General features: G+C 39.2%; 23 protein-coding genes and 2 tRNA genes. 6 read left to right on the top strand and 19 right to left on the bottom strand.

What is annotated here, in order from left to right; genetic code table 11:
- Positions 1-64 precede the first annotated feature (64 nt).
- The 5 genes from KB197_RS06580 (at position 65) to lysS (ending at position 4,528) form a co-directional block, all read left to right on the top strand.
- A complete protein-coding gene (locus tag KB197_RS06580; RefSeq protein WP_064275902.1) occupies positions 65-865 on the top strand; it encodes a glycoside hydrolase family 25 protein in 801 nt (266 codons plus the stop codon).
- Positions 866-959: 94 nt separating this feature from the next.
- Positions 960-1,802, top strand: coding sequence for a DUF368 domain-containing protein (locus KB197_RS06585; protein WP_049491386.1), 843 nt, complete (start codon positions 960-962; stop codon positions 1,800-1,802).
- Positions 1,802-2,281 (top strand): aminoacyl-tRNA deacylase, encoded by a 480-nt coding sequence (locus KB197_RS06590; protein ID WP_042751369.1) that lies wholly within the window; start codon positions 1,802-1,804, stop codon positions 2,279-2,281. The genes KB197_RS06585 and KB197_RS06590 overlap by 1 nt, the downstream gene beginning before the upstream one ends.
- Before the next feature lie 2 nt (positions 2,282-2,283).
- A complete protein-coding gene (locus tag KB197_RS06595) occupies positions 2,284-2,901 on the top strand; it encodes a histidine phosphatase family protein (RefSeq protein WP_212573494.1) in 618 nt (205 codons plus the stop codon).
- Between the two features lie 136 nt (positions 2,902-3,037).
- Complete coding sequence (gene lysS / locus KB197_RS06600) at positions 3,038-4,528, top strand: lysine--tRNA ligase (protein WP_212573493.1); 1,491 nt, start codon at positions 3,038-3,040, stop codon at positions 4,526-4,528.
- 61 nt (positions 4,529-4,589) lie between these two features.
- Here lysS and KB197_RS06605 read toward each other — a convergent pair whose 3' ends face one another.
- The 5 genes from KB197_RS06605 to KB197_RS06625 form a co-directional block, all read right to left on the bottom strand.
- On the bottom strand, positions 4,590-5,429 hold the full coding sequence (locus KB197_RS06605; RefSeq protein WP_064275905.1) for an amino acid ABC transporter substrate-binding protein: 840 nt from the start codon (positions 5,427-5,429) through the stop codon (positions 4,590-4,592).
- A gap of 9 nt (positions 5,430-5,438) precedes the next feature.
- Positions 5,439-6,068, bottom strand: a complete 630-nt coding sequence (locus KB197_RS06610; protein WP_212573492.1) for an amino acid ABC transporter ATP-binding protein — start codon at positions 6,066-6,068, stop codon at positions 5,439-5,441.
- A gap of 9 nt (positions 6,069-6,077) precedes the next feature.
- Entirely contained in the window at positions 6,078-6,719 is a 642-nt protein-coding gene (locus KB197_RS06615; protein WP_125385969.1) for an amino acid ABC transporter permease, read from the bottom strand.
- Positions 6,720-8,747: 2,028 nt separating this feature from the next.
- The gene (locus KB197_RS06620; protein WP_001284640.1) at positions 8,748-9,023 is read right to left on the bottom strand and encodes an HU family DNA-binding protein; all 276 of its coding nucleotides are present in this window, start codon (positions 9,021-9,023) and stop codon (positions 8,748-8,750) included.
- Positions 9,024-9,130: 107 nt separating this feature from the next.
- Positions 9,131-9,970, bottom strand: a complete 840-nt coding sequence (locus KB197_RS06625) for a DegV family protein (RefSeq protein WP_212573491.1) — start codon at positions 9,968-9,970, stop codon at positions 9,131-9,133.
- 140 nt (positions 9,971-10,110) lie between these two features.
- On the opposite strand from KB197_RS06625, the gene KB197_RS06630 reads away from it, so the two are divergent.
- Positions 10,111-10,959 (top strand): YitT family protein, encoded by an 849-nt coding sequence (locus tag KB197_RS06630; protein WP_212573490.1) that lies wholly within the window; start codon positions 10,111-10,113, stop codon positions 10,957-10,959.
- A gap of 30 nt (positions 10,960-10,989) precedes the next feature.
- Here KB197_RS06630 and KB197_RS06635 read toward each other — a convergent pair whose 3' ends face one another.
- From KB197_RS06635 to KB197_RS06700, 14 genes are all read right to left on the bottom strand, one after another.
- Positions 10,990-12,381, bottom strand: coding sequence for an APC family permease (locus KB197_RS06635; protein ID WP_064277012.1), 1,392 nt, complete (start codon positions 12,379-12,381; stop codon positions 10,990-10,992).
- Between the two features lie 124 nt (positions 12,382-12,505).
- Positions 12,506-13,918 (bottom strand): Fe-S cluster assembly protein SufB, encoded by a 1,413-nt coding sequence (sufB, locus tag KB197_RS06640; protein WP_212573489.1) that lies wholly within the window; start codon positions 13,916-13,918, stop codon positions 12,506-12,508.
- A gap of 57 nt (positions 13,919-13,975) precedes the next feature.
- The gene (gene sufU, locus KB197_RS06645) at positions 13,976-14,416 is read right to left on the bottom strand and encodes a Fe-S cluster assembly sulfur transfer protein SufU (RefSeq protein WP_064277011.1); all 441 of its coding nucleotides are present in this window, start codon (positions 14,414-14,416) and stop codon (positions 13,976-13,978) included.
- Entirely contained in the window at positions 14,403-15,629 is a 1,227-nt protein-coding gene (locus KB197_RS06650) for a cysteine desulfurase (protein ID WP_064277010.1), read from the bottom strand. Before KB197_RS06650 ends, sufU begins: the two co-directional genes overlap by 14 nt.
- A gap of 10 nt (positions 15,630-15,639) precedes the next feature.
- Positions 15,640-16,902 (bottom strand): Fe-S cluster assembly protein SufD, encoded by a 1,263-nt coding sequence (sufD, locus tag KB197_RS06655; RefSeq protein ID WP_064277009.1) that lies wholly within the window; start codon positions 16,900-16,902, stop codon positions 15,640-15,642.
- Positions 16,903-16,929: 27 nt separating this feature from the next.
- A complete protein-coding gene (gene sufC, locus KB197_RS06660) occupies positions 16,930-17,700 on the bottom strand; it encodes a Fe-S cluster assembly ATPase SufC (protein WP_000114489.1) in 771 nt (256 codons plus the stop codon).
- 150 nt (positions 17,701-17,850) lie between these two features.
- Positions 17,851-18,045 (bottom strand): DUF3272 domain-containing protein, encoded by a 195-nt coding sequence (locus tag KB197_RS06665; RefSeq protein WP_001081602.1) that lies wholly within the window; start codon positions 18,043-18,045, stop codon positions 17,851-17,853.
- A gap of 27 nt (positions 18,046-18,072) precedes the next feature.
- Positions 18,073-19,728, bottom strand: a complete 1,656-nt coding sequence (gene dnaX / locus KB197_RS06670; protein ID WP_212573488.1) for a DNA polymerase III subunit gamma/tau — start codon at positions 19,726-19,728, stop codon at positions 18,073-18,075.
- Complete coding sequence (locus KB197_RS06675; RefSeq protein WP_064277007.1) at positions 19,728-20,225, bottom strand: GAF domain-containing protein; 498 nt, start codon at positions 20,223-20,225, stop codon at positions 19,728-19,730. Before KB197_RS06675 ends, dnaX begins: the two co-directional genes overlap by 1 nt.
- 85 nt (positions 20,226-20,310) lie before the next feature.
- Positions 20,311-21,513, bottom strand: a complete 1,203-nt coding sequence (gene rpsA, locus KB197_RS06680) for a 30S ribosomal protein S1 (protein ID WP_064277006.1) — start codon at positions 21,511-21,513, stop codon at positions 20,311-20,313.
- A 161-nt stretch (positions 21,514-21,674) separates the two neighbouring features.
- Positions 21,675-21,746, bottom strand: a tRNA-Gln gene (locus KB197_RS06685).
- A gap of 9 nt (positions 21,747-21,755) precedes the next feature.
- A tRNA-Tyr gene (locus tag KB197_RS06690) sits at positions 21,756-21,836 on the bottom strand.
- A 49-nt stretch (positions 21,837-21,885) separates the two neighbouring features.
- The gene (locus KB197_RS06695) at positions 21,886-22,116 is read right to left on the bottom strand and encodes a DUF2969 domain-containing protein (RefSeq protein WP_000037113.1); all 231 of its coding nucleotides are present in this window, start codon (positions 22,114-22,116) and stop codon (positions 21,886-21,888) included.
- Between the two features lie 97 nt (positions 22,117-22,213).
- The gene (locus KB197_RS06700) at positions 22,214-24,181 is read right to left on the bottom strand and encodes a peptide ABC transporter substrate-binding protein (RefSeq protein ID WP_064277005.1); all 1,968 of its coding nucleotides are present in this window, start codon (positions 24,179-24,181) and stop codon (positions 22,214-22,216) included.
- Positions 24,182-24,194: the final 13 nt, after the last annotated feature.

Below are 24,194 nucleotides of genomic sequence, written 5' to 3' on the forward strand. Positions count from 1 at the left end.
ATTAACCCATTTTTTGAGTATTTTTTTTTGATTTTTTTTCATTTATAAGGTAAAATTATAAGATATGAGAAAGAAAATTAATCCGCTTATTTTGTTTGGTTTTTTTGGGATTATGATTTTAATTTTAATCCTAAATCGCCCTCGTTTTGAGGACCATCCTGTAAAAACAAAGTCAAATATCGCGCAAGTAGAATCGCAAGCGCTACATAATATAGATAAACCGGTGATTGATGTTTCTGGTTGGCAACGACCTGAGGAAATTAATTACGATACTCTCTCCCAAAACATTTCAGGAGCTATTGTTCGCGTCCATAGTGGCGCTCAGTCTTCAAAAGAGAATGATGCTTCCTTTGTTAATGGGGTAGACAAGGCCTTTAAAACCCATATTACCGAGTTTCAAAAACGAAATGTCCCAGTTGGGGTCTATGCCTATGTAGCTGGAAAAAGTATCCAAGAAATGGAAAAGGCTGCTGAAAGTTTTTATAATTCCGCATCGCCATACAGCCCTAGCTACTATTGGCTAGATGTGGAAGAAAAAACCATGTCCAATATGAACGAAGGTGTTGAAGCCTTTCGTGCAAAACTAGAATCACTAGGTGCTAAAAATATCGGAATCTACGTTGGGGTCTATTTCATGGAAGAACACAGTATTGATACTGACAAGTTTACGTCTGTGTGGATTCCTTCCTATGGTTCTGACTCAGGATTTTACGAGGCAACTCCTAAGACTGATATAGATTATGACATTCACCAGTACACTTCTAAAGGAAAAATTGCTGGCTTTGACCACGATTTGGATATCAACGTCATCTCTTCTTTAAAAAATAAAGAAGAAACCTTTAGAAAACTCTTTTTAAAACCTTAAAAGCATTTGTTTCTCATTTGCTTTTTCTTTTTGTTTTAGATTGTGATACAATATAGTAAGGATTTTTTGAAATAGAAATAGTTGGAGGAAAAATATGCTCTCATGGTTAGCACGCGTTATTAAAGGGATTGTCATTGCTCTGGGATTTATTCTACCGGGAATTTCCGGAGGGGTTTTAGCAGCAATCTTAGGTATTTATGAACGAATGATTGGCTTTCTAGCTCATCCCTTTAAAGACTTTAAAGAAAATGTTTTGTACTTTATTCCAGTTGCCATCGGTATGCTTCTGGGAATCGGCTTATTTTCCTACCCGATTGAATACCTGCTTGAAAATTATCAGGTCTTTGTCTTATGGAGCTTTGCGGGTGCCATCATTGGTACAGTTCCTAGCCTTCTCAAAGAATCAACTCGAGAATCTGACCGAGACAAGATTGATTTAGCTTGGTTCTGGACAACCTTTATCATTTCTGGATTAGGACTCTATGCCTTAAATTTTGTCGTTGGAACCTTGAGCGCCAACTTTCTTAATTTCGTCCTAGCAGGTGCACTGCTGGCTCTTGGCGTATTAGTTCCTGGCCTCAGTCCATCAAATCTACTTTTGATTTTGGGTCTCTATGCTCCTATGTTGACTGGTTTTAAAACCTTTGACCTCTTGGGAACCTTCTTCCCGATTGGAATCGGGGCAGGTGCAACTCTCATTATTTTTTCAAAATTGATGGATTATGCCTTAAACAACTACCACTCACGCGTCTATCATTTCATCATCGGTATCGTCCTATCAAGTACCCTTTTGATCTTGATTCCAAATGCAGGAAACGCTGAAAGTATCCAATACACTGGTATTTCTCTTGTTGGGTATGTCATCATCGCCTTCTTCTTTGCACTGGGAATCTGGCTTGGTATTTGGATGAGCCAATTGGAGGATAAATATAAATAATGGCAAAAAAAGTTAAAGTCAAAAAAACATTGGTGGAACAAATCCTGTCTAAAGCAGGTATCCCACATCAGGGGATTCAAATCAATGCCCTGGAAGGAGAACTTCCTCAAGATTATGAACGAGATCAGATTTTCAAAACCTTGGCTCTTTTGGGGGATAAAACAGGACCGATTATCGGAATTGTCCCTATCACTCAACACTTGTCGGAAAAGAAACTAGCCAAAATTTCTGGCAATAAAAAAGTGAGCATGATTCCACAAAAGGACTTGGAAAAAACAACTGGTTACATTCATGGAGCAAATAATCCTGTCGGAATTCGTCAGAAACACAATTATCCCATTTTTATCGATAAGATTGCTCTAGACTTGGATCAAATGATTGTCTCTGCAGGCGAAGTTGGTCACAGCATTATCGTCGCACCGCAAGACTTGGCTAGCTTTGTAAAAGCTGACTTTGTAGATATCTTGGAGGGCAACTAAGAATGAAACTCTACTTTGTCCGCCACGGCCGTACCCTCTGGAACCAAGAAGGACGCTTTCAAGGCGCTAGTGGAGATTCTCCCCTTCTTCCTGAATCCATTGACATCCTCAAAAAACTAGGCCATTATCTCAAGGATATTCCTTTTGATCAGATTTATTCAAGTGATTTACCTCGAGCGGTCAAATCTGCTGAAATTATCCAAAGTCAACTCAAGACGCCCTGTCCTTTAGAAAGTGTTCCTAATCTCCGTGAATGGCAACTGGGGAAATTAGAAGGTTTGAAAATCGCAACCTTGGAAGCTATTTACCCACAACAAATCAAAGCTTTCCGATCTAATCTTGCTCAATTTGACACTCAAATGTTTGGAGCCGAATCCCTCTATAGCACAACACAACGAACTATCCAATTTATCAAATCATTAAAAGATAGTCCAGCTGAGCGTATTCTAATTGTTGGTCACGGTGCCAATCTTACTGCCAGTCTTCGTACTCTTCTAGGTTATAAAGAACCACTTCTTCGTAAAGATGGCGGTCTAGCAAATGCCAGCCTGACCATTCTAGAAACCCATGATTTTGAAACATTTACTCTCGATACTTGGAATGATACTTCCTATCAATAACAGAACTTGATTTTAGCGTCAAGTTCTTTTTAGTTTTGAAAGATTATCCGTGAATTTCTTGCTTATTTATGATAAAATGGGAGTATCGCAAAAATGACTCATCGTATTCAATTTTGAGTAAAACTAGGAGGATCCCATGTCAACAGAACATATGGAAGAACTAAATGACCAGCAGATCGTTCGCCGTGAAAAAATGGCTGCACTCCGTGAACAAGGAATCGATCCTTTCGGAAAACGCTTTGAACGCACTGCAAATTCACAAGAATTAAAAGATAAATATGCCGACCTCGATAAAGAACAATTACATGATAAAAACGAAACAGCTACTATCGCAGGACGCTTGGTAACTAAACGTGGTAAAGGTAAAGTAGGATTTGCCCACCTTCAAGACCGTGAAGGTCAAATCCAGATCTACGTTCGTAAGGATGCTGTCGGTGAAGAAAACTACGAAATCTTCAAAAAAGCAGACCTTGGTGACTTCCTTGGTGTCGAAGGTGAAGTGATGCGTACGGATATGGGAGAACTCTCTATCAAGGCGACTCACATTACACACTTGTCTAAGGCACTTCGCCCACTTCCTGAGAAATTCCACGGTTTGACAGACGTTGAAACAATTTACCGTAAACGTTACCTTGACTTGATTTCTAACCGTGAAAGCTTTGAGCGCTTTGTCACTCGTTCAAAAATCATTTCTGAAATCCGTCGTTATCTTGACCAAAAAGGTTTCCTTGAAGTGGAAACACCTGTTCTTCATAATGAAGCCGGTGGTGCTTCTGCCCGTCCATTTATCACCCACCATAATGCCCAAAACATTGACATGGTGCTTCGTATCGCGACTGAGCTTCACTTGAAACGCCTTATCGTGGGTGGTATGGAACGTGTCTATGAAATCGGCCGTATCTTCCGTAACGAAGGAATGGATGCTACTCATAACCCGGAGTTTACTTCTATCGAAGTTTACCAAGCTTATGCAGACTTCCAAGACATCATGGACTTAACTGAAGGCATTATCCAACACGCTGCTAAATCAGTTAAAGGTGATGGCCCAGTTAACTACCAAGGTACTGAAATCAAAATCAATGAACCATTTAAACGTGTTCACATGGTGGATGCTATCAAAGAAATTACTGGTATCGATTTCTGGCAAAACATGACTTTGGAAGAAGCCAAAGCTATTGCTGCTGAGAAGAAAGTTCCTGTTGAGAAACACTACACTGAAGTTGGCCACATCATCAATGCCTTCTTTGAAGAGTTTGTTGAAGAAACCTTGATCCAACCGACCTTTGTCTATGGACATCCAGTAGCTGTATCTCCACTAGCTAAGAAGAATCCTGAAGACGAACGCTTTACTGACCGTTTCGAACTCTTCATCATGACCAAAGAGTACGGAAATGCCTTTACTGAATTGAATGATCCAATCGACCAACTTAGCCGTTTTGAAGCCCAAGCTAAAGCTAAAGAACTTGGTGACGATGAGGCAACAGGTATCGACTACGATTACATTGAAGCTCTTGAATATGGTATGCCACCAACAGGTGGTTTGGGAATCGGTATCGACCGTCTCTGCATGCTCCTAACTGATACAACCACTATCCGTGATGTATTGCTCTTCCCAACAATGAAATAAACTCTTATCCTCTGGTACTTGCCAGAGGATTTTTTGATGCAAAAAGAGACTGAGGAAAAACTCAATCTCTACTTTTCACTTCTTTTGTTGCCACATCTTCTCCAAACCATTTTTGGCTGATTTCTTGGAGCTTTCCTTCTTGGTATAGTTCGATAAAGGCCTGATTTAATGCTGTTAATAATCTTTTATCAGCTGGTCTAACTCCGACCGCAAAGGATTCACTCTTAAATCCAGCTGAAAAGACATTATAGTCATTTAATATTCCTTCAGACTGAAGATAATAATTGGCATACACTCGGTCAATTAACAAGGCATCAATACGGTCATTTTTCAAATCAATCAAGGCCTCATTAAAACTCTGGTATTGATTGGCCTTCTGGTCTTTGACACGACTTTTCAATAAATCTGGCTGGGCCTCAAAGTCAAGATAACCAGAGGACCCAGCTTGGACTCCCAAGGCCTTATCCTTCATATCCTCTACTGAATGAATCTGCTGGTTTTTCTTAGCAACCAGAACCTGCTGATTTTCCATATAAGAAATACTAAAAGCAACCTTCTCTCGGCGCTCATCAGTCGCAGAATAGCCATTCCAAATGGCATCTATGGTTCCATTTTGCAGTTCCGTCTCCTTCATATCCCAGTCGATTGGCTGGAATTGCACCTTGACACCTAATTTTTCAGAAACTGCTTGCGCCAAATCAATATCAAAGCCTGTATATTGGCCATTCTTTTCTTCAAATCCCATAGGTACAAAGGTATTGTCAAAACCAATAGTAATGGTCCCCTGCTCTTGATATTTATCCCAGTTATCCTGCTTTGGATCACTAGCCTTCTGAGTACAAGCCGTTAAAAAGAGAGTCAGGAGCGAAACCAATACTAAAGCAATTTTCTTATTAGTCATTGGCACCTCCTACTTAGGTTCAACCTTGAGAATTTGATCTGCGATATTTTCAGCGAACTGTAAATCGTGGGTAACCACAATCTGCGTCATGCCAAGTTCCCTATTTTGCAAGATTAGTTTTTCCACTTCCAAGCGCAATTCTGGATCTAGAGCCGAAGTTGGTTCATCGTAGCCAATGATTTCTGGATCAATCATCATAGCACGCGCCAAGGCCACCCTTTGCTTTTGCCCACCAGATAGTGAGAAAGGATAGGCGTCTGCATGACCAGCCAGTCCTAATTGTTCCAAAAGCCCTCGCGCCTTCTTCTCAGCCTCATCCTGCTTCATTCCCATGGTTTTCACAGGCGATAAGGTCAAATTGTCTAGAACTGATAAATGAGGGAACAGTTGAAAATCTTGGAATACAAATCCCAGTAGATTGCGCTTCTCCAGTTCATCCAATTCTAAAGGTTTTCCATTATAAAAAATTTCCCCTGAATCAATGGTTTCAAGGCCCGCAAGCATGCGTAAGAGAGTCGTCTTACCTCCACCCGAAGGCCCAACGATAGCTAGGATTTGCTTTTCAGGAATCTTTAGACTGAAATTGGACAAAATTTGCTTTTCACCAAACCCTTTATTGATATTTCGTAATTCTAACATTCCAGCCTCCTATCTATAGTAACTGTACTTCTTCTCAACTTTTTTGGAAATGATTGTCACAATCCCAATCAAAATCAAGTAAATGGCTCCTGCCAAGAACATGGGAACAAGACTGGCATCACGGTTGGCAGCTGTTCGACTAGCCAAGATAAGGTCTGAAATGCCTAGAGCATAGACCAGGGAAGTATCCTTAACCAAACTCATAACCTCATTAAATGCACTAGGAAGAACAATCTTAGTCACCTGAGGCAAGATAATATAGCGGACTGTGTCAAAAGAACCAAACTTCAAAACCTTAGCAGCCTCATATTGGCCTTTAGGAATGGTATCAATCCCTCCACGGAAGATTTCAGCAAAGTAAGCCGCATAATTCAAAACAAAGGCAATAATGGCCGCAGGAAGACGATCCAAACGGATCCCAATGCTTGGGAGCACATAATAGATAAAGATCAATTGCAAGAGCAAGGGTGTGCCTCGCATGATCCAGATATAAATGTTAATCAGATGATGGAGGGGCTTCCAATGGACTTGCAAGGCAAAGGCAATCAAAACGCCCAAGGGAATAGAAAAAATCAAGACCAGTGCAAAAACCTGCAAAGTCATGCTTGCACCGCTCAATAAACTCGGTAATATCTCAAACAAATAAGACATACTGCACCTCCTAAAAATAATTGTTCCCATTATAGCATAAATAAACAAGATATCCAAGAATTTTTGTAAAAAAATTCTCTTTAAAAAATAAAAACTATATCTATCAAAAAAGAAAGGACGAAATGTGTCCTTTCTCGATCTTAGCTTTCCTTTAACTAAAGATCCATAACATCATCCATAGCAAGACTCATGAACCCCCAGATAAACAAACCAAGGACTAAATAAGCATAGAGTGGCAGGGAAGCAAAGATAAAAGGTGATAGTAAAATCATACCCAAGGTATCTCCAAAATTTGTACAAATACAATACAATCCAAAAGAAAGATAAAGGATAAAAATAATAAACCAAAAGTAAAATCTCTTGCGTGCTTTTTCTTTTCGAAACATTTCTTCCACCTCCCATTCTATAGTTCTATTATATTACTAAGACTTTTATTTGTAAAAGTACTATCAAAAAGAAAGGACTTTTTAATTTCTTTATATCGTTGCAAATTACGATAAGCTAATTCTACGCAAACCAATAAAGATAATCCTCCAACTGATATCAAAAATAACGGAAAGAATGGTGCATAAATTACCAACATAATAAAAGTTACAAAGATTTCTTCCATTTTCTTCTATATCATAATTAAAAATATAAACAATCGTGTAGGTATAGAGTGCTAAGGCAGAAATAGCCACACCTAACCAAATATGTGCCTAAATCAATCCTTTTCTAGTCATCTTTCTCCCCAGCTCACTATAGACTTTACCAATCGTTTCTGATCGTCCTTATTGTGGCTTTGTTGATACAAAGTCGAGTTTATTTAAAATTCTCTCATCAACTCTCACTGGTATAACAAATTGCTTATCCATATAGTCCCCATATTTTTAACATTACTATACTCTCTTATAGCTACATTGACAAGTTAAGGTTCAAAACCAGCTAAATCGATTACTTCTTATTTATCACTTTTTCAATTGTTGCCAGGACTCCATTAGTCCCTTCCATGAAATCACGAATACTCACACCAGAAGCCCCTCTTTAACTTGCCTGATAAAACTATAAAAACGTTTGAAAATTTGCTCAAGTGCCATCACTTCCTTTTTGGCTCTACATCACCTACTAAGTGAGCAAAAAATTCTGTAAAGATAGACATAATTTTTGCCAAATCTGTTTATTTCAGTAAATCATTAATAGTTACATCATCTCAGAGATTAGCAATAAATTCCAACTGCTTTTCAATTTTTTTACTTCTACAATTTCGTTTTCTACTGTATCCATTAAAATTAAGGAATCACGATAATATAAAGATAAAAGGATATCTGGCTCTCTCTTCTTATCCTATATCTGTCTTATTCAGTCGACATTTAAATTTCTTCAACTTTTCAGCATTATATCCATATACAATAGTAGCATAATGACCATTTGTTGCAGTATCTAATCTATATATTAAAGTAAATTTCACTTTTTTAGAAGAGTGGTGGACTTTTTACCAAAAAAAATCTAAGGGAGCTATATCAGCTCTCTTAATAGTAGCATGAATGATTTTAAATAGGCATTTTAGATTTATATCGATATAAAATACATTCAAAGCTTTCTAATCAAACTTGATCTTTCAAAGTCAAAATCAGAATGATTTAAGTTAATCTTAAACCTGCCTCTTGATTACACAGTGAACCTTGAGTATATCGAATATAATTCTGCATGACGAGCAAAACTGCCAAAAATCGTAAAAACTATTGAAGATTTAAATCTGAAAACAAATACACAACTTGAAGAATCCATTGATAGGCACCTCACCTACCACATCTTTAGGCATACTCTCATAAGCAGAATAGCGTAACTCTAAAAGCAATTATGGCAAGAGTAGGACGTTCTGATTCTAGGACAATAAACAAAATCTACACACGTTACAAAGAAGATGGATGGCAATATCCTCAATTTGCTAGATAATTTATAGTTTTGCCCCAAAAATGCCCCAAAACAAAAATAAAAGCCTACTGCTCAAGCTAGAAAGCTTGATACAATAGGCTTTTTATAGATTGATTATTTAACAGCGTCTTTAAGAGCTTTACCAGCTTTGAATGCTGGAACTTTAGAAGCTGCAATTTTGATTTCTTTACCAGTTTGTGGGTTGCGACCTTTACGTGCAGCACGCTCACGAACTTCAAAGTTACCAAAACCGATCAATTGAACTTTTTCACCAGCTGCAAGGTACTCAGTTACTGCTGCGAATACAGCTTCAACTGCTGCTGCTGAGTCTTTCTTAGTCAATTCTGTAGCTTCTGCTACTTTAGCGATCAAATCTTGTTTGTTTGCCATGTTAATGATTCCTCCAATTTAATTTCTAATTAACAAATATAATCATATCCTAAAATCCCTTTTAGGTCAAGTTAAAAACGCTATTTCTTCCCATTTTATTTATTTTTTTAGGAGTGGTAACGTACTAAAACAGCCCAAGCATTCTCACCCGTGTGAGTTTGAATAATAGAGCCCGTTTCCAAAACTGAAATAGGCTTTTCAACATAAGCTTGTAAGCTTTCTTTCATCTCTTTTGCCCAATCAGCACTACCAGAATATGAAATCCCAATCTCTGCTACAGAACGTTCAGTTAGCGAACTTGTCAGCTCATCCAACCATTTTTTAAAAGTTTTAGCTCCACGACCTTTAACGATTGGCTGCAATTCATGGTCTTTCATCTGCATGACAACACGTATATTGAGAAGTGAGCTCAACAATCCAGTTACACGGCCAATTCGTCCACCTTTTACTAAATTTTCCAAAGTTGAAACGCCAATATAGAGTTCTGTGTGGTTTTTAACCTCTTCTACATGAGATAAGATTTCCTCCAACTCTTTGCCTTCTTGTGCTAACTTCGCAGCCTCAACAACTTGGAATTTCAAGGCTTGATCAGTGAATGAACTATCAATAACTGTCACATCGGCAGTAGATAAGCTAGCACCTTGACGTGCCGCTTCTACAGTACCAGAAAGAGCATGAGACATATGAATAGCAAGAATCTGGCTACCATCCTTGCATAGGTCTTCAAAAACTTCAGCAAAGACACCTACAGGGGGCTGGCTTGTTTTTGGAAGATTCTTACTTGCTTGCATCAACTGAAGAAATTTACCTTCTTCTTTCAGATCCGCATCAGAATAAACAACATTATCAATCATTACAGATAGTGGAACAATTGTAATATCTAATTGTTTTACTAGTTCTGGTTCAATAGTAACAGATGAATCGGTTACAATCTTAATTTTTGTCATAGTATCAATCTTTCTATTTTAGGATTCAGATTGGTTTTCTTACTTTTAATTATATCAAAAAAAGATTAAAAATCCTAATGGAGTCAATCAAATTTTCCTTAAAAATTTGATATAATCTACTTATAAGAAAAGAGGTTCCTATGATTAAAAAAATTTATCCCATTTTAACCATTTTACTAGGTGCTGCTATTTATGCTTTTGGTCTGACTTATTTTGTAGTTCCCCATCATCTCTTTGAAGGAGGGGCGACAGGTATTACCCTTATCACCTTTTATCTTTTTAAAATCCCTGTTTCTCTTATGAACTTGCTTATTAATATTCCCCTTTTCATCCTAGCTTGGAAGATTTTTGGAGCAAAGTCCCTCTATTCTAGTTTACTAGGAACCTTAGCCTTGTCAGCCTGGTTGGCATTTTTTGAACGTATTCCCCTTCATATTGATCTTCAAGGTGATTTACTAATCACTGCCCTTATAGCTGGGATTCTATTGGGAATTGGTCTTGGAATTATCTTTAATGCTGGAGGTACAACTGGTGGTACTGATATTCTAGCTCGTATTCTCAATAAATACACTCATATATCCATGGGTAAACTGCTCTTTATCTTAGATTTTTGTATTCTCATGCTCATTCTCCTCATCTTCAAGGACTTGAGATTGGTTTCCTACACGCTCTTATTTGATTTTATCGTTTCTCGTGTTATTGATTTTATTGGAGAAGGTGGCTACGCTGGAAAAGGCTTTATAATTATTACTCAGTATCCTGACAAATTAGCTAAAAAGATTAATGATGAACTCGGACGTGGGGTAACCTTTCTTTCTGGTCAAGGCTACTATAGTAAGAAAGATTTAAAAATCATCTATTGTATTGTTGGTCGTAATGAAATTGTGAAAATGAAGGAAATGATTCATCAAGTTGATCCTCAAGCCTTTATAACTATTACGGAAGCTCACGAAATCCTTGGAGAAGGATTTACCTATATAAAAGAATAAGGAAAAAGCTGGGAAATTCCAGCTTTTTCTTTATTCAGAAAGTGTAGAATGACGATAGCCATAAGTAAAGTAAATCACAAGTCCAACTACAAGAGCAATGCCAAACGCAATCCATGTTTCTACACTATATTGAAGCATAAAGGAAAGACAGATTAGAATCGAGAGAATCGGTAACAAGGGAACTAGGGGAGTTTTGAATTCTCCTTCTTTAGGCATTCCCTTATCCTTTCTAAGTTTTATAATTCCATAAGCCAGTAAGATAAGATAAGCCAGCGTACAAATATTTAGAAAGGCTGCAATACTAGCCAGTGGAAACACTCCTGCTGCAATTGCAGAAGCAACTCCTGTTAAGATGGTCGCATTTTTAGGAACACGACTTGTTTTGCTTAATTGCTTAAAACTTCGAGGTAAAAGACCATCACGTGCTAAACTGTAAATCATACGCGATAAGGCATAAGTCATAGAAATACACACTGTTATTAGGGTTAAAATGGCCACTAATGACACATAATTAGCTGCCCAACCAATTCCTATACTTCGCAATGAAAATGCTACAGCATCATCCACATTGAGTTGGCTGTAGTGAACAATCCCTGTCAATACTAATGTAACCAGAGCATAGAGAATCGTTACGATTGTCAAAGACAAAACAATACCTCGTGGGACATTCTTTTGTGGATTTTGAATTTCATCAACAGCCATAGAAATTGATTCAAATCCTAGGAAACCAAAGAACATCAAAGATGCTCCTGCCATTATTCCAGTACTTCCACCATAAATTTGACCAAAACCAAAGGGAGCAAAGTTGGACCAATTTTCTGGTTTAATATACCAGATACCAACTAGAATAAACAAAGCGAGAGCAGAGAATTTCAAGACGACTAGAAGCGAATTAAAACGCAATGCTGCCTTGGAATTTAATAAAACTAAACCGGTTACCAGTGTCAGTACCAAAATAGGTAAAAGGTCTATATAGGTACCCTGCTCAGGGTTAAAGGTCCCATTCAAGGCTTGAGGCATTGAAATACTATAGTTACTGAGCAAGCCTTTAAAATAAGCTGCCCAGCCAGAGGCCACACCAGAAACTGCTGTCATGAACTCCATGATGGTCAACCAACCAGCAATCCAAGCTGGTAATTCACCCAAAATTGCATACAAATAACTATAAGCACCACCAGTTGCAGGAACACGAGAGGCAAACTCTGCGAAAAATAGGGCGGATAAAGAAACACACAGGGCAGAAATCACTATAGATACAACCAGTGACGGACCAGCAAGCGTTGCTGCTGCGGTTCCTGTAATGGTAAAAATCCCAGTTCCTACCATCGCACCGATTCCTAATAAAATCAAATCCCATACTTTTAAATGACGGTGCATTTCAGTACGTCCCAAACTAACATCTTTAGTTCTAAAAATATTCATACTTCATCTCCATTAAATATGATTGTTTTATTTTATCATATAAAAGGAATTTTGTGAATATTTATAAGATAATTTTTCAAAAAAATCCGAACAGAAATAATTCCTGTTCAGATTCTACATATTCTTACCCGACTGACCCTTCCATTTCATAGCTGATCAAGCGGTTCAGCTCAACTGCATATTCCATTGGAAGCTCTTTTGTAAATGGTTCTACAAATCCCATAACAATCATCTCAGTTGCCTCAGATTCTGACAATCCACGGCTCATGAGGTAATAGAGTTGTTCTTCAGAAATCTTAGATACCTTAGCTTCGTGCTCCAAAGCAACTTGAGAGTTGTGAATTTCATTAAACGGAATGGTATCTGATGCTGACAAGTCATCCATGATAATGGTATCACATTCGATGTGAGAGACAGATTTCTTAGAGTTTTTATTAAAGGTTACTTGTCCACGATAGTCAACCTTTCCTCCACCTTTAGCGATGGATTTAGACACGATAGACGAGCTTGTATGTGGAGCGTTGTGAATCATCTTAGCTCCAGTATCCTGGTGTTGCCCAGCATTGGCAAAAGCGATAGAGAGCATGGTACCACGCGCCCCTTCTCCATCAAGGTAAACTGATGGGTATTTCATGGTAGTCTTTGCACCCAAGTTTCCATCAATCCACTCAACAGTGGCATCCTTTTGAGCCTTCGCACGTTTTGTCACTAAGTTATAAACGTTATCAGACCAGTTCTGGATGGTTGTATAACGCATATAAGCTCCATCCAAGGCAAAGATTTCTACGATGGCAGCGTGCAAGCTGTTGCTTGAATAAGTAGGCGCTGTACATCCTTCTACGTAGTGGACACTTGCTCCCTCATCAACGATAATCAAAGTACGTTCAAATTGCCCTGTATTTTCATTGTTTATGCGGAAGTAAGTTTGAAGTGGGATATCTACCTTGACCCCTTTTGGTACGTAGATAAAGGTTCCACCAGACCATACTGCTGAGTTAAGGGCTGCCAATTTGTTATCTGTTGGCGGTACCAACTTAGCAAAGTATTGTTTAAACAAGTCTGGGTATTCCTTGAGAGCAGAATCTGTATCTGTAAAGATAATCCCCAATTTTTGGAACTCTTCCTTCATGTTGTGGTAAACCACTTCTGACTCGTACTGGGCAGAGGCACCAGCTAGATAAGCACGCTCAGCTTCAGGAATCCCGATACGTTCAAAGGTTTCTTTAATCTTTTCAGGAACTTCGTCCCATGAACGGGCTGGTTTATCAGATGGTTTTTGATAATAAATCAGGTCATCAAAATCAATCTCTGACAAATCTGCTCCCCAAGTTTGCATGGGCATTTTTTTGAAGGTTTCATAAGACTTCAAACGGAATTCTAGCATCCACTCAGGTTCTCCCTTAGCAGCTGATAGTTCACGAATGACATCTTCATTCAATCCTTTTCCTGTCGATAGGACAGGCTCTACATCATCATGGAAACCAAATTTATATTCACCAAGGTCAATTGGTTTTAGTTCTACTCTTTCTTCAGCCATAATATCCTTTCTTTCATTCTTTATTTCTACTGATTCATAAGACAAAAGAAACTTGCCTTACTTGTTTTCTTGATTTTCAATTGTTTTCTTCAAAGCGTTCCAAGCTAGGGTTGCACACTTGATTCGTTGAGGGAATTTTGCAACGCCTGATAAGAAAGCTGCATCGCCTAGTTGGTCTTGTCGTTCATCTTTTTGCCCTTGAACCATTTCAGAAAAAATAGTCGCAAGTTCTAAGATTTCTTGTTTGGTTTTTCCTAAAACTGTGTCCGTCATCATGCTTGCAGAGGCAGTTGAGATGGTACAACCTGAGTTTAGAAAAGCGATATCTTCCAAACGATTCTCTGCATCAAACTTGACAGAGAGATTGATAACATCCCCACAAGTCGGATTGTTGAGACTGATTTGCTCAGCATCTTCTAACTTCCCTTGGTGATGTGGATTTTTCGAATGGTCCGCTACCACTGCCATATAAAGGCTATCTAGTTTAGAAAGTGCCATTGAAAAACTCCTTTGTCTTTAGTAAGGCATCGACTAGCTTGTCGCAATCTGCCTTGGTATTGTAGATATAAAAACTTGCACGAGCTGTCGCTGGGACATCCAAATACTGGAGCAAGGGTTGCGCACAGTGGTGACCTGCACGAACAGCCACTCCTTCATAATCCAAAGCAGTCGCAAGGTCGTGCGGATGAAGATCACCTAGGTTAAAGGCAATGACACCTGAACGTTGAGCCAAGTCCTGCGAACCATAAATGGTCAGTCCTTCAATCGCCTGCAGTTTTGGATAGACGTATGCAATCAGTTCCTGTTCATGGGCTTCAATGGCATCCATACCAATCTTTTCTAGATAATCCACTGCTGCTGCCAGTCCGATTGCACCAGCCATATTAGGAGTTCCTGCCTCGAATTTCCAAGGCAATTCCTTCCAACTAGCAGATTGTTCATAAACGAAATCAATCATTTCGCCGCCAAATTCTACTGGTGACATTTGCTCTAGGTACTTTTCTTTACCATAAAGGACACCAATACCAGTTGGACCAGCCATCTTGTGACCTGAAAAGGCAAAGAAGTCCACATCCAAGTCCTGAACATCAATCTTCATATGAGGCGTAGATTGAGCACCATCCACCACCATGATGGCACCAACTTGGTGGGCCAATTGAGTAATTTCTTTGATTGGATTGACCACACCCAGGACATTTGAGGCGTGAGCAAGGGAGACAAACTTAACTTTATCAGTCAATTTAGCCCGCAAATCATCCATATCCAGAGCTCCGTCCTTGAGATAGACATAAACAAGCTCCGCTCCAGTCTTGCGGCAGGCTTCCTGCCAAGGAATGATATTAGAATGGTGTTCCATGACGGAAATCAAGACCTGGTCTCCCTCAGTCAAGACTTCCTCAGCATAACGCGCTACCCAGTTAAGACTAGTTGTCGTTCCTCTTGTAAAGAGAACTTCCTTTGTAGACCCTGCATTGATAAACTTACGAATGGTTTCACGAGCCGCCTCATAAGAAGCTGTCGCCCTTTCAGCCAAGGTATGAACGCCACGATGAACATTGGCATTATCCTGTTCATAGTAGCGGTTAATCGTCTCCAGAACTGCTAGTGGTTTTTGTGTCGTCGCAGCATTGTCCAAATAAACCAATGGTTCATCATTAACAATCTGGTCTAAAATTGGAAAATCCTTGCGAATCGCTTCTACATCTAACATAGGCTACCCCTTAGCGTTTTGACAATTTTTCTTCGATGGTTGCAATCATTTCATCACGAACTTCCTTGACTGGAATCTCAACGATAACAGAGCCAAGGAAACCACGGACAACCAAACGTTCTGCAGTTGCCTTATCCAAGCCACGGCTCATGAGGTAATACATGTCTTCTGGATCTACCTGACCGATAGAAGCCGCGTGTCCTGCAGTTACGTCATTTTCATCAATCAAAAGAATTGGATTAGCATCTGAACGCGCTTGGTCTGAAAGCATAAGAACACGGCTCTCTTGTTGGGCATCTGCTCCCTTGGCACCCTTGATGATGTGGCCGATACCATTGAAGGTTAAGGTTGCTTTTTCAAGAATAACCCCATGTTGTAGGATATTTCCGATTGAGTTGCAACCATAGTTAGTCACTCGAGTATCAATCCCTTGTACCTGACGACCACTTGAAAGAGCTACAACCTTGAGATCTGCATGACTACCATTTCCAATCAAGTCGCTATCAAAGTCCGCAACGACGTTCCCTTCGTTCATAACACCAATCGCCCAGTCAATGCTTGCATCGTTTCCTAATTTACCTCGACGGCTAATGTAGGCAGTGACGTTTTCTCCTAAACGGTCGATCGCAGCAAACTTCACTTGAGCACCAGAACGAGCAATGACTTCTACTGTGATATTGGCAGTTGCTTTGGCACTTCCTTGGCCACGTGACTCTAAACGTTCCAGATAACTAATCTTAGAATTTTTACCAGCGATAATCATAATATGCTTGTTAAACGGCACATCACTATCGCTGTCTTGATAGAAAATTCCTTCGATTGGTTCTTTAATCTCAACATTATCAGGAATGTAGAGAACAGCACCACTGTTGAAATAAGCTGTATGGTAGGCTGCCAACTTGTCATCGTCATACTTAACAGATGACATGAAGAATTCTTCGATCAGCTCTGGAATTTCTTCTAAAGCTGAATGGAAATCTGTGAAGACAACACCCTGTTCAGCTAACTCAACTGGAGTTTGCTCAAAAACAGTCTGAGTTCCTACTTGAACCAACTTCAAGTGATTATCTAGAGCTGTGAAATCTGGAACATTTGCTGATGGCTCACTTTCTGTAATCGTTCCATCACCCAGATTCCAACGGTGGAATTTGACACGCTCAATAACTGGTAACTCTAAACTCTCAATCTTATCAAAAGCTTTTTGACGGAGGTCAGCCAACCAGCTTGGTTCAGCGTGCATTTCTGAAAAAAGTTTAATATTTTCTTTAGTCATTTACTTCTCCTAAAAGATACGAGGGAATTACAATTCTTCCTTGTAGTCGTAGCCAAGTTCTTCAGCTAGTTTTGCGTATCCTTCACGTTCCAAACGCGCAGCCAATTCGGGACCACCAGAAAGGACAACACGACCTTCCATCATGACGTGTACCACATCTGGTGTGATGTAGTTCAAAAGACGTTGGTAGTGAGTGATAATCATAGCACCAAATCCTTCACCACGCATGGCATTCACACCTTTAGAAACAACTTTAAGAGCGTCAATATCAAGACCAGAATCAATCTCATCCAAAAGAGCAAAAGTTGGTTCCAACATCAAGAGTTGAAGAATTTCATTACGTTTTTTCTCACCACCAGAGAAACCTTCGTTGAGGTAACGCTCAGCCATTTCTTCTTTCATGTTGAGCAATTCCATCTTCTCATCCAATTTAGTGATAAACTCACGAACTGAGATCTTCTCATCGTCTTCTTTACCAGCATTCATAGCTGCACGAAGAAATTCAGCATTGGTAATTCCTGGAATTTCTGATGGGTATTGCATAGCAAGGAAAAGTCCCATACGCGCACGCTCGTCCACTTCCAACTCAAGGATGTTTACGCCATCAAACAAGACTTCACCTTTGGTAACTTCATAGTTTGGATTTCCCATGATAGCGGCAGAAAGAGTCGATTTACCTGTACCATTTGGTCCCATGATAGCGGCGATTTCTCCTGTTTTCAGGGTCAAGTTAACCCCTTTTAAAATTTCTTTTCCTTCAATCTCAACGTGCAGATCTTTGATCTCTAAAACTGACATGATAGTTCCTTTCTTTTTCAATGCCTTTACAGTTCTTACTGGAAACATACTTGATTTCCCTAGAAAATACGGTAATAGGTCAATAAATATACTTTTATAGTATAACAAAAAAAAGCCTAAAAGGCTTTGATTTTGTCTAGAAGCTGAGGACTAGTCTTTTCCTTTTAAATGTTGGTCAATGACATCTACAATCTTGCCCATCAAGTAACTAACTCGAAAATTTCTAAAGAGCAAAATAGCCCAAAAAGCTGCCATAATATAGCGACCAGTCATCCAGGCTTCATTGAAAAAATAGGTCTCAGCAGCTGTAAACAGCGCGATAATAATAAATTGTTGTCTATTCATAAACTTATTGTATCATGAAATCTTTCTTTAGTCTTCCTCTACCTTCACTTTATCAGCCAAAAATTCAAATCCTTCTGGGATCAGACTTTCTTCAGCTTCTTTTTCAGTTTGGGAAGATTTGGCTTTGGCTGAAAAGGCTGCGCGAACTTCTTTCCATTCCTCCATGGAAATGGCTAAAATCTCAGGTGAAAAACCTGCTGCCTGACTGAGGATGTTACCAAACATGGTGTTGAGATTGTCTCGTTTCATGGTTTGACCAGCATTGAAGTTAGATTCAAAAGCAAGAATAGCATGGTGTTCATTGGCTGCAACCGGTTGAGAACCAACTAGCAGAGCCTTATCAGGACCTCCAAGACTTTCAATCACCTCTCCCCAGGCATTCTGCAAGCGAATCAGATTTTGACGTGCTAAATCAGGATTTTCGACAGCCTCTTGTAAGATAGATTGAACCTTATTGCGATCCACACGATAGATTGTCTTGCCTGCTGTTGGACGGGTAGGTGCTGGACTAGTTGGTTTTGGTACAGTGCCCACATTTGCGAGTTCTTGTTTGAGACGGGCAATTTCCTGTCTCAGTGCAGAAATTTCACTTTCAACCGCACCTGAAAGAGACAGTTCAGGATTAACCTCCGCTAAACGAATGGTCATCATCTCAGCATAAATCTTAGGCTGCAAACTAGACTTAATATCTGCTAAACTGACTGTCGCCAAGCGAATCATTTCAAACAGATTTTCTTGAGGAAGTGCCAAATTTTCTACAAAGACTGGACTATGATGAGTGTTTTCTCCACCTGTTTGGACAATTAACAAGTCTCTTAAATAGTGCAAAAGGTCGGTCACAAAACGAGTCATGCTCTTACCATTTTCAAAGAGAAGATTCAAGCATGCTAGGGCCTTTGGAACATCCTGTCGAGACAAAGCGGCCACATAATCATCCAAGGCTGATATACTAATGGTGCCAGTAATTTCTTCAGAGATGGCAGTCGTCAGCTCGTTTCCCTGTGTCAAACTCAGGGCTTGATCCAAAATAGACAAGGCATCTCGCATTCCACCTTCAGCCCGTCTGGCAATGATTTCCACAGCCTCTGGTTCAGAACTGATATTTTCTTTTTCTAAAATATAGTGAATATGTTCCTTAATATCCTGTGTCTTAATCGATTTAAATTCAAAACGTTGCACACGGGATAGAATTGTAGCAGGAATCTTGTGCAATTCAGTAGTAGCCAAAATAAAGACCACATTCTGTGTTGGCTCTTCCAGTGTCTTTAGGAGGGCATTAAAAGCTCCTGTAGACAGCATGTGAACCTCATCTATGATATAAACCTTATAACGAGCAAGACTAGGAGCGTAGGTAGATTTATCACGAATTTCGCGAATTTCATCTACCCCATTATTAGAAGCCGCATCCATTTCAATAACATCTTCTAAACTACCATCTGTCACTGCTTGGCAAATATAGCAGTTATTACAAGGTTCCCCACCCACTTGATTTGGACAGTTCATAGCTTTAGCAAAAATCTTAGCCACACTGGTTTTTCCCGTTCCACGAGGACCAGAAAAAAGATAAGCGTGACTTATTTTCTCTTGCTCCACTGCTTGTTTAAGAGTCTTAGCCACAACTTCCTGTCCAACCAACTGGGAGAAGTTTTGACTTCTATATTTTCTATAAAGTGCTTGATACATTAGGCTTTCTCCCCAAACATTGTAAAGTTCCATTCTGTCTTTTCAAGCAAAATAGCGACAAATTGTTCCAAATAATCTCGATCCATAGCATCATAATCATCAATCTCTGAAGAATCAAGATCCAGAACTCCAAGTAATTGACCATTCTTAACCATAGGAACAACAATTTCACTTTTAGCTCGACTATCACAAGAAATATAGTTAGGATAGTTCGTTACATCACCAACTAGAACAGTTTCCTGAAAGTGAGCTGCCTCCCCACAAACACCTTTTCCTAGTGCAATACGGATGCAGGAAACACCTCCTTGGAAGGGGCCTAAAACCAATTCCTTTCCATCAAACAGATAAAAGCCTGCAAATACAGTATTAGGAAAGCGTGATTTTAGAAGAGCGCTGGCGTTGGAAAGATTAGCCAAAACATTGGTTTCACCTTCCAATAAAAAAGTGAGTTCCTCATTTAACATTTGATAACGTGATTGTTTTTCTGATTCTAACATAGAACTATTATATCAAAAAAGGTTTACAGACAAAAGAAAAATCCCTTGTTTAGGAAACAAAGGATTTTGTGAATTTTCAATTTGATTAAAGTTCGATATCACCGAACAAGTCAGCCATTGAGAATCCTGTTTGTGTTTCTGGAAGTTCGAAATCACGTTTTTCTTGACGTTTTGGACGACGTGGACGAGCAGCACGTTTTTCTTCTTTTTGTCCTTCTTCTTGAGCTGGACGCTCTTCAAGAGCTTTGATAGAGAGTGACACGCGCTCTGCATCTGCGTTAACTTCAAGAACTTTAACTTGAACTTCTTGACCAACTTTAAGAGCTTCTTTTGGATTTTCAATACGCTTGTGTGAAATTTGTGATACGTGAACAAGTCCATCGATACCTGGCAATACTTCAACAAATGCACCGAAGTCAGTCAAACGTTTAACTGTTCCTTCTACTACATCACCTTTAGCCAATTTTTGCTCAACACCATCCCATGGTCCAGGTGTTGTTGCTTTAAGTGAAAGTGATACGCGTCCTTCTTCTTCGTTAAGATCAAGGATTTTCACTTCAATTTCTTCACCAACAGTTACAACTGATTTTGGTGATACGTTACGTTCATGTGACAATTCAGTCAAGTGAACCAATCCGTCAACACCACCAAGGTCGATGAAAGCACCGAAACTTGTGATACGTGCAACTTTACCAGTTACTACATCACCAACAGCCAATTTACCGAATACTTCAGCGCGAGCTGCTGCTGTAGCTGCTTCAACAACTTCACGACGTGAAAGGATGAAGCGGTTTTCTTTAGCGTCAACTTCTTTGATTTTAGCATCAAATTCTTGACCTACAAAACGCTCAGTGTTACGTACGAAACGAGTATCCAACATTGAAGCTGGGATAAATCCACGAACCCCTTCAAATTCTACTGAAAGTCCACCTTTAACGGCACGAGTTCCTTTAACAGTAACAACTTCTTCTTCGCGACCAACAAGTTTGTCCCATGCTTTGCGAGCTTCAAGGCGTTTTTTAGATACAAGGTATGTAACTGTATCAGTATCTTTACCAACTACTTGACGAAGTACAAGAACATCCAATACTTCTCCTACTTTCACAAAGTCATTGATATCTGCATCGCGATCGTTTGTCAATTCGCGAAGAGTCAAGACACCTTCAACACCAGTCCCAGAGATTGCAACGTTAGCTTGAGTCGCATCAACTGTCAATACTTCAGCACTAACAACATCACCAGGCTCAACTTGGCTAACGCTATTTAGCAAATCTTCAAATTCGTTCATCTAAAAAATCCTCCAACAATCAAGTTTTTCTTAAACTTGACATACTTATAATTTTTTTCCTAAGCACCCGCAAGGACATGTTCATATCGTTCACGTCTTTCAATTATAAAAATAAAATACCCTAAGATATTTTGCTTTTTATCTTGAACATTACCTAAGAACTGGGGTAGCTGGATTCGAACCAACGCATGAGGGAGTCAAAGTCCCTTGCCTTACCGCTTGGCTATACCCCATTGATGAAATGGAGAGAGAGGGATTCGAACCCCCGAACCCGAAGGAGCGGATTTACAGTCCGCCGCGTTTAGCCTCTTCGCTATCTCTCCTACAATCAACATGGACTATTATATCATGAAAATTTCAAAAAAACAAGACTTATTTTGCTAAATTATAATTTTCAATCAAAATTTCCACAGCTTTTTCCAATTTTTTATAAAAACTATCGACATTTCCATTCTTTATGATGGCAAATTGTCCATCTAATTCTGCAATTTCTCCGATAACTTTTTTACCAATGGTCAACGTATAACCTTCAAAACTGTCTTTTCCTACATTAACCTTGGCATCTGCTACTTGAATTTCAATTTTTTTATCTTTCTTACTCATTTCATACCTCTCTTCACTTTTTCTATTTTACAAGAAAATCCTAAAACTAGCAAGAAAAAACTCTATACCAGGCTTGTCTGATATAAAGTTTTCTGCTTTATTTAATATGTTTTTCTAGTTCTTTTTGGTACTTACCATTTGATTCCAATTTTTCTTTTTGCCATTTTTTCAGTGCTTCTTCATATTCTTTTGTTGTAACAATATCTTTTTGCAATTTCATTCCTTTAAAGATATATGGGTCACCCTTAATACCAACTTGTGAGTATGGTTTTGAGAATGGCACGACATTACTTACAACTGGAGAACCACCAGATGAGGCTGTTGGCATCAATAATGAACTATCTGTCAACCAAGCTTGAGCCTTGGCATATTTTTCATAGCGCTCTTCAAGATTCGTAGTTTCTGAATCCGCATCATCCAATAATTTCTTATACTGGTCCAAACCAAGTTTAGCTACAACTTCTTTGTCTTTCCCTTTAGTAATGCCAAGGTGTTTCATAGCAGAACCTGATTTAGGATCCATGATATTCAAGTAAGATGCTGGATCTTGATAACTTGGAGCCCATCCTGTACTGTTCAAATCATAGTCTTTTTGCGAAGGAACACGAGCTTGTGAAGTGATTGTTTCCTTTTCATTATCTGTCATTTGAAGAACGTCGATGACAACATTTTCAGCACCAAGAGTTGATTCGATTGACTGTTTGAAAGAGTTGCTTTGTTGAACGGCGATGGTATCTGTTTGTTCAACTGGGACATCCAAGTGAATTGGGAATGTTACCCCTTTAGATTCCAAGTCTTTCTTAGCTTTTTCGAATGCAGCTTTAGCCTTGTCAGGGTTGTAGATAGAATCCTTACCGTCAACTAGCTCAACACCTTTCCACTGGTCACCATAGTTCACCAACTCTGCTTGAGCGATTTGACCAAAGTTTTTACCACCTGCTTGTACAAAGTTGTCAGGAACGAGGCTGTTACGAATAATCTTGTCCGCACCGTCTTCACCATTTAGCTGGGCAGCATAAGAATGGCGGTTGAAGGCAAAGTTGATAGCCTGACGGAAGTCCTTATTAAGCATAGCTTCTTTAGTAGAAGTCTTTTGCTCTTCACTTGTTTTCGCAGTTTTATTATATGACTGACGATTTACGTTAAAGGTGAAGTAATAACTACTTGAATCCTGTGGGCTATAAGTGATTTTATCTCCGTATTGTTCCAAAGTAGAAGCAAAGTTTGAGCTACTTGGGAAGAGACGGGCTGTCGTATAGGCACCTGAAGAGAAGCTACGAATCAACGATTCCTGATCAGAACCATCGTAGTAGGTCAATTTGATCTTCTCGATTTTTACCTTTTCTTTATCCCAGTAGTTTGGATTTTTCTCATATTCAATCAACGATTTAGAAGTCAAGGTCTTCAAGAAATAAGGACCATTGTAGAGAATTCCTGCTGGAGTAACTGCTCCATAATCTTTACCTGATGCCTTCAAAAATTCTTCATTTACAGGCAACATCGTTGCTGTGGTGACTTTAGAGTTCCAGAAGCTTTCTGGTTTGTTTAGGGTATATTCAACTGTGTAATCGTCCAAGGCCTTGACACCAACTGTAGAGAAATCATTGGTCTCACCAGTCATGTAGGCATCCAAGCCCTTGATTGAATTTTGGATGAGAGAGACACCGTCTGACTTACCGTCAGCTACGTGTTTTAGTCCTGTCACAAAGTCATGAGCTGTTACTTCTGCGTATTCTTCACCTTCTGATGTGTACCATTTAACTCCTTTACGAAGTTTATAGGTATAAGTCAAACCATCTTTTGAGACAGACCAATCTTCAGCCAAGGAAGGAATAACATTTCCGTATTGGTCATTTTCCATCAATCCATCAACCACGTTCCCGATGACATCTGTTGTAGATGTACGAGTCGCTATACTATAGTCCAAAGATGCTGGATCTACTGCATAGACATATGAAAATGTTGTCGGTGCATCTGCTTCTTTATCAGCTTTTCCACAAGCCGCTAATAGAGCTGTTGTGCTCAGGACCACTCCTGCTGTTAAGAGCCACTTTTTAGATTTCATAAAAAATCTCCTT

Source organism: Streptococcus sp. 11-4097, from assembly GCF_018215285.2.
Lineage (GTDB): Bacteria > Bacillota > Bacilli > Lactobacillales > Streptococcaceae > Streptococcus.

Excerpts from the sequence above, each read along its gene's own strand:
- KB197_RS06580 (WP_064275902.1), top strand. The coding sequence starts at position 65 with ATGAGAAAGAAAATTAATCCGCTTATTTTGTTTGGTTTTTTTGGGATT.
- KB197_RS06585 (WP_049491386.1), top strand. The coding sequence starts at position 960 with ATGCTCTCATGGTTAGCACGCGTTATTAAAGGGATTGTCATTGCTCTG.
- KB197_RS06590 (WP_042751369.1), top strand. The coding sequence starts at position 1,802 with ATGGCAAAAAAAGTTAAAGTCAAAAAAACATTGGTGGAACAAATCCTG.
- KB197_RS06595 (WP_212573494.1), top strand. The coding sequence starts at position 2,284 with ATGAAACTCTACTTTGTCCGCCACGGCCGTACCCTCTGGAACCAAGAA.
- lysS (WP_212573493.1), top strand. The coding sequence starts at position 3,038 with ATGTCAACAGAACATATGGAAGAACTAAATGACCAGCAGATCGTTCGC.
- KB197_RS06605 (WP_064275905.1), bottom strand. The coding sequence starts at position 5,429 with ATGACTAATAAGAAAATTGCTTTAGTATTGGTTTCGCTCCTGACTCTC.
- KB197_RS06610 (WP_212573492.1), bottom strand. The coding sequence starts at position 6,068 with ATGTTAGAATTACGAAATATCAATAAAGGGTTTGGTGAAAAGCAAATT.
- KB197_RS06615 (WP_125385969.1), bottom strand. The coding sequence starts at position 6,719 with ATGTCTTATTTGTTTGAGATATTACCGAGTTTATTGAGCGGTGCAAGC.
- KB197_RS06620 (WP_001284640.1), bottom strand. The coding sequence starts at position 9,023 with ATGGCAAACAAACAAGATTTGATCGCTAAAGTAGCAGAAGCTACAGAA.
- KB197_RS06625 (WP_212573491.1), bottom strand. The coding sequence starts at position 9,970 with ATGACAAAAATTAAGATTGTAACCGATTCATCTGTTACTATTGAACCA.
- KB197_RS06630 (WP_212573490.1), top strand. The coding sequence starts at position 10,111 with ATGATTAAAAAAATTTATCCCATTTTAACCATTTTACTAGGTGCTGCT.
- KB197_RS06635 (WP_064277012.1), bottom strand. The coding sequence starts at position 12,381 with ATGAATATTTTTAGAACTAAAGATGTTAGTTTGGGACGTACTGAAATG.
- sufB (WP_212573489.1), bottom strand. The coding sequence starts at position 13,918 with ATGGCTGAAGAAAGAGTAGAACTAAAACCAATTGACCTTGGTGAATAT.
- sufU (WP_064277011.1), bottom strand. The coding sequence starts at position 14,416 with ATGGCACTTTCTAAACTAGATAGCCTTTATATGGCAGTGGTAGCGGAC.
- KB197_RS06650 (WP_064277010.1), bottom strand. The coding sequence starts at position 15,629 with ATGTTAGATGTAGAAGCGATTCGCAAGGATTTTCCAATTTTAGACCAG.
- sufD (WP_064277009.1), bottom strand. The coding sequence starts at position 16,902 with ATGACTAAAGAAAATATTAAACTTTTTTCAGAAATGCACGCTGAACCA.
- sufC (WP_000114489.1), bottom strand. The coding sequence starts at position 17,700 with ATGTCAGTTTTAGAGATCAAAGATCTGCACGTTGAGATTGAAGGAAAA.
- KB197_RS06665 (WP_001081602.1), bottom strand. The coding sequence starts at position 18,045 with ATGAATAGACAACAATTTATTATTATCGCGCTGTTTACAGCTGCTGAG.
- dnaX (WP_212573488.1), bottom strand. The coding sequence starts at position 19,728 with ATGTATCAAGCACTTTATAGAAAATATAGAAGTCAAAACTTCTCCCAG.
- KB197_RS06675 (WP_064277007.1), bottom strand. The coding sequence starts at position 20,225 with ATGTTAGAATCAGAAAAACAATCACGTTATCAAATGTTAAATGAGGAA.
- rpsA (WP_064277006.1), bottom strand. The coding sequence starts at position 21,513 with ATGAACGAATTTGAAGATTTGCTAAATAGCGTTAGCCAAGTTGAGCCT.
- KB197_RS06695 (WP_000037113.1), bottom strand. The coding sequence starts at position 22,116 with ATGAGTAAGAAAGATAAAAAAATTGAAATTCAAGTAGCAGATGCCAAG.
- KB197_RS06700 (WP_064277005.1), bottom strand. The coding sequence starts at position 24,181 with ATGAAATCTAAAAAGTGGCTCTTAACAGCAGGAGTGGTCCTGAGCACA.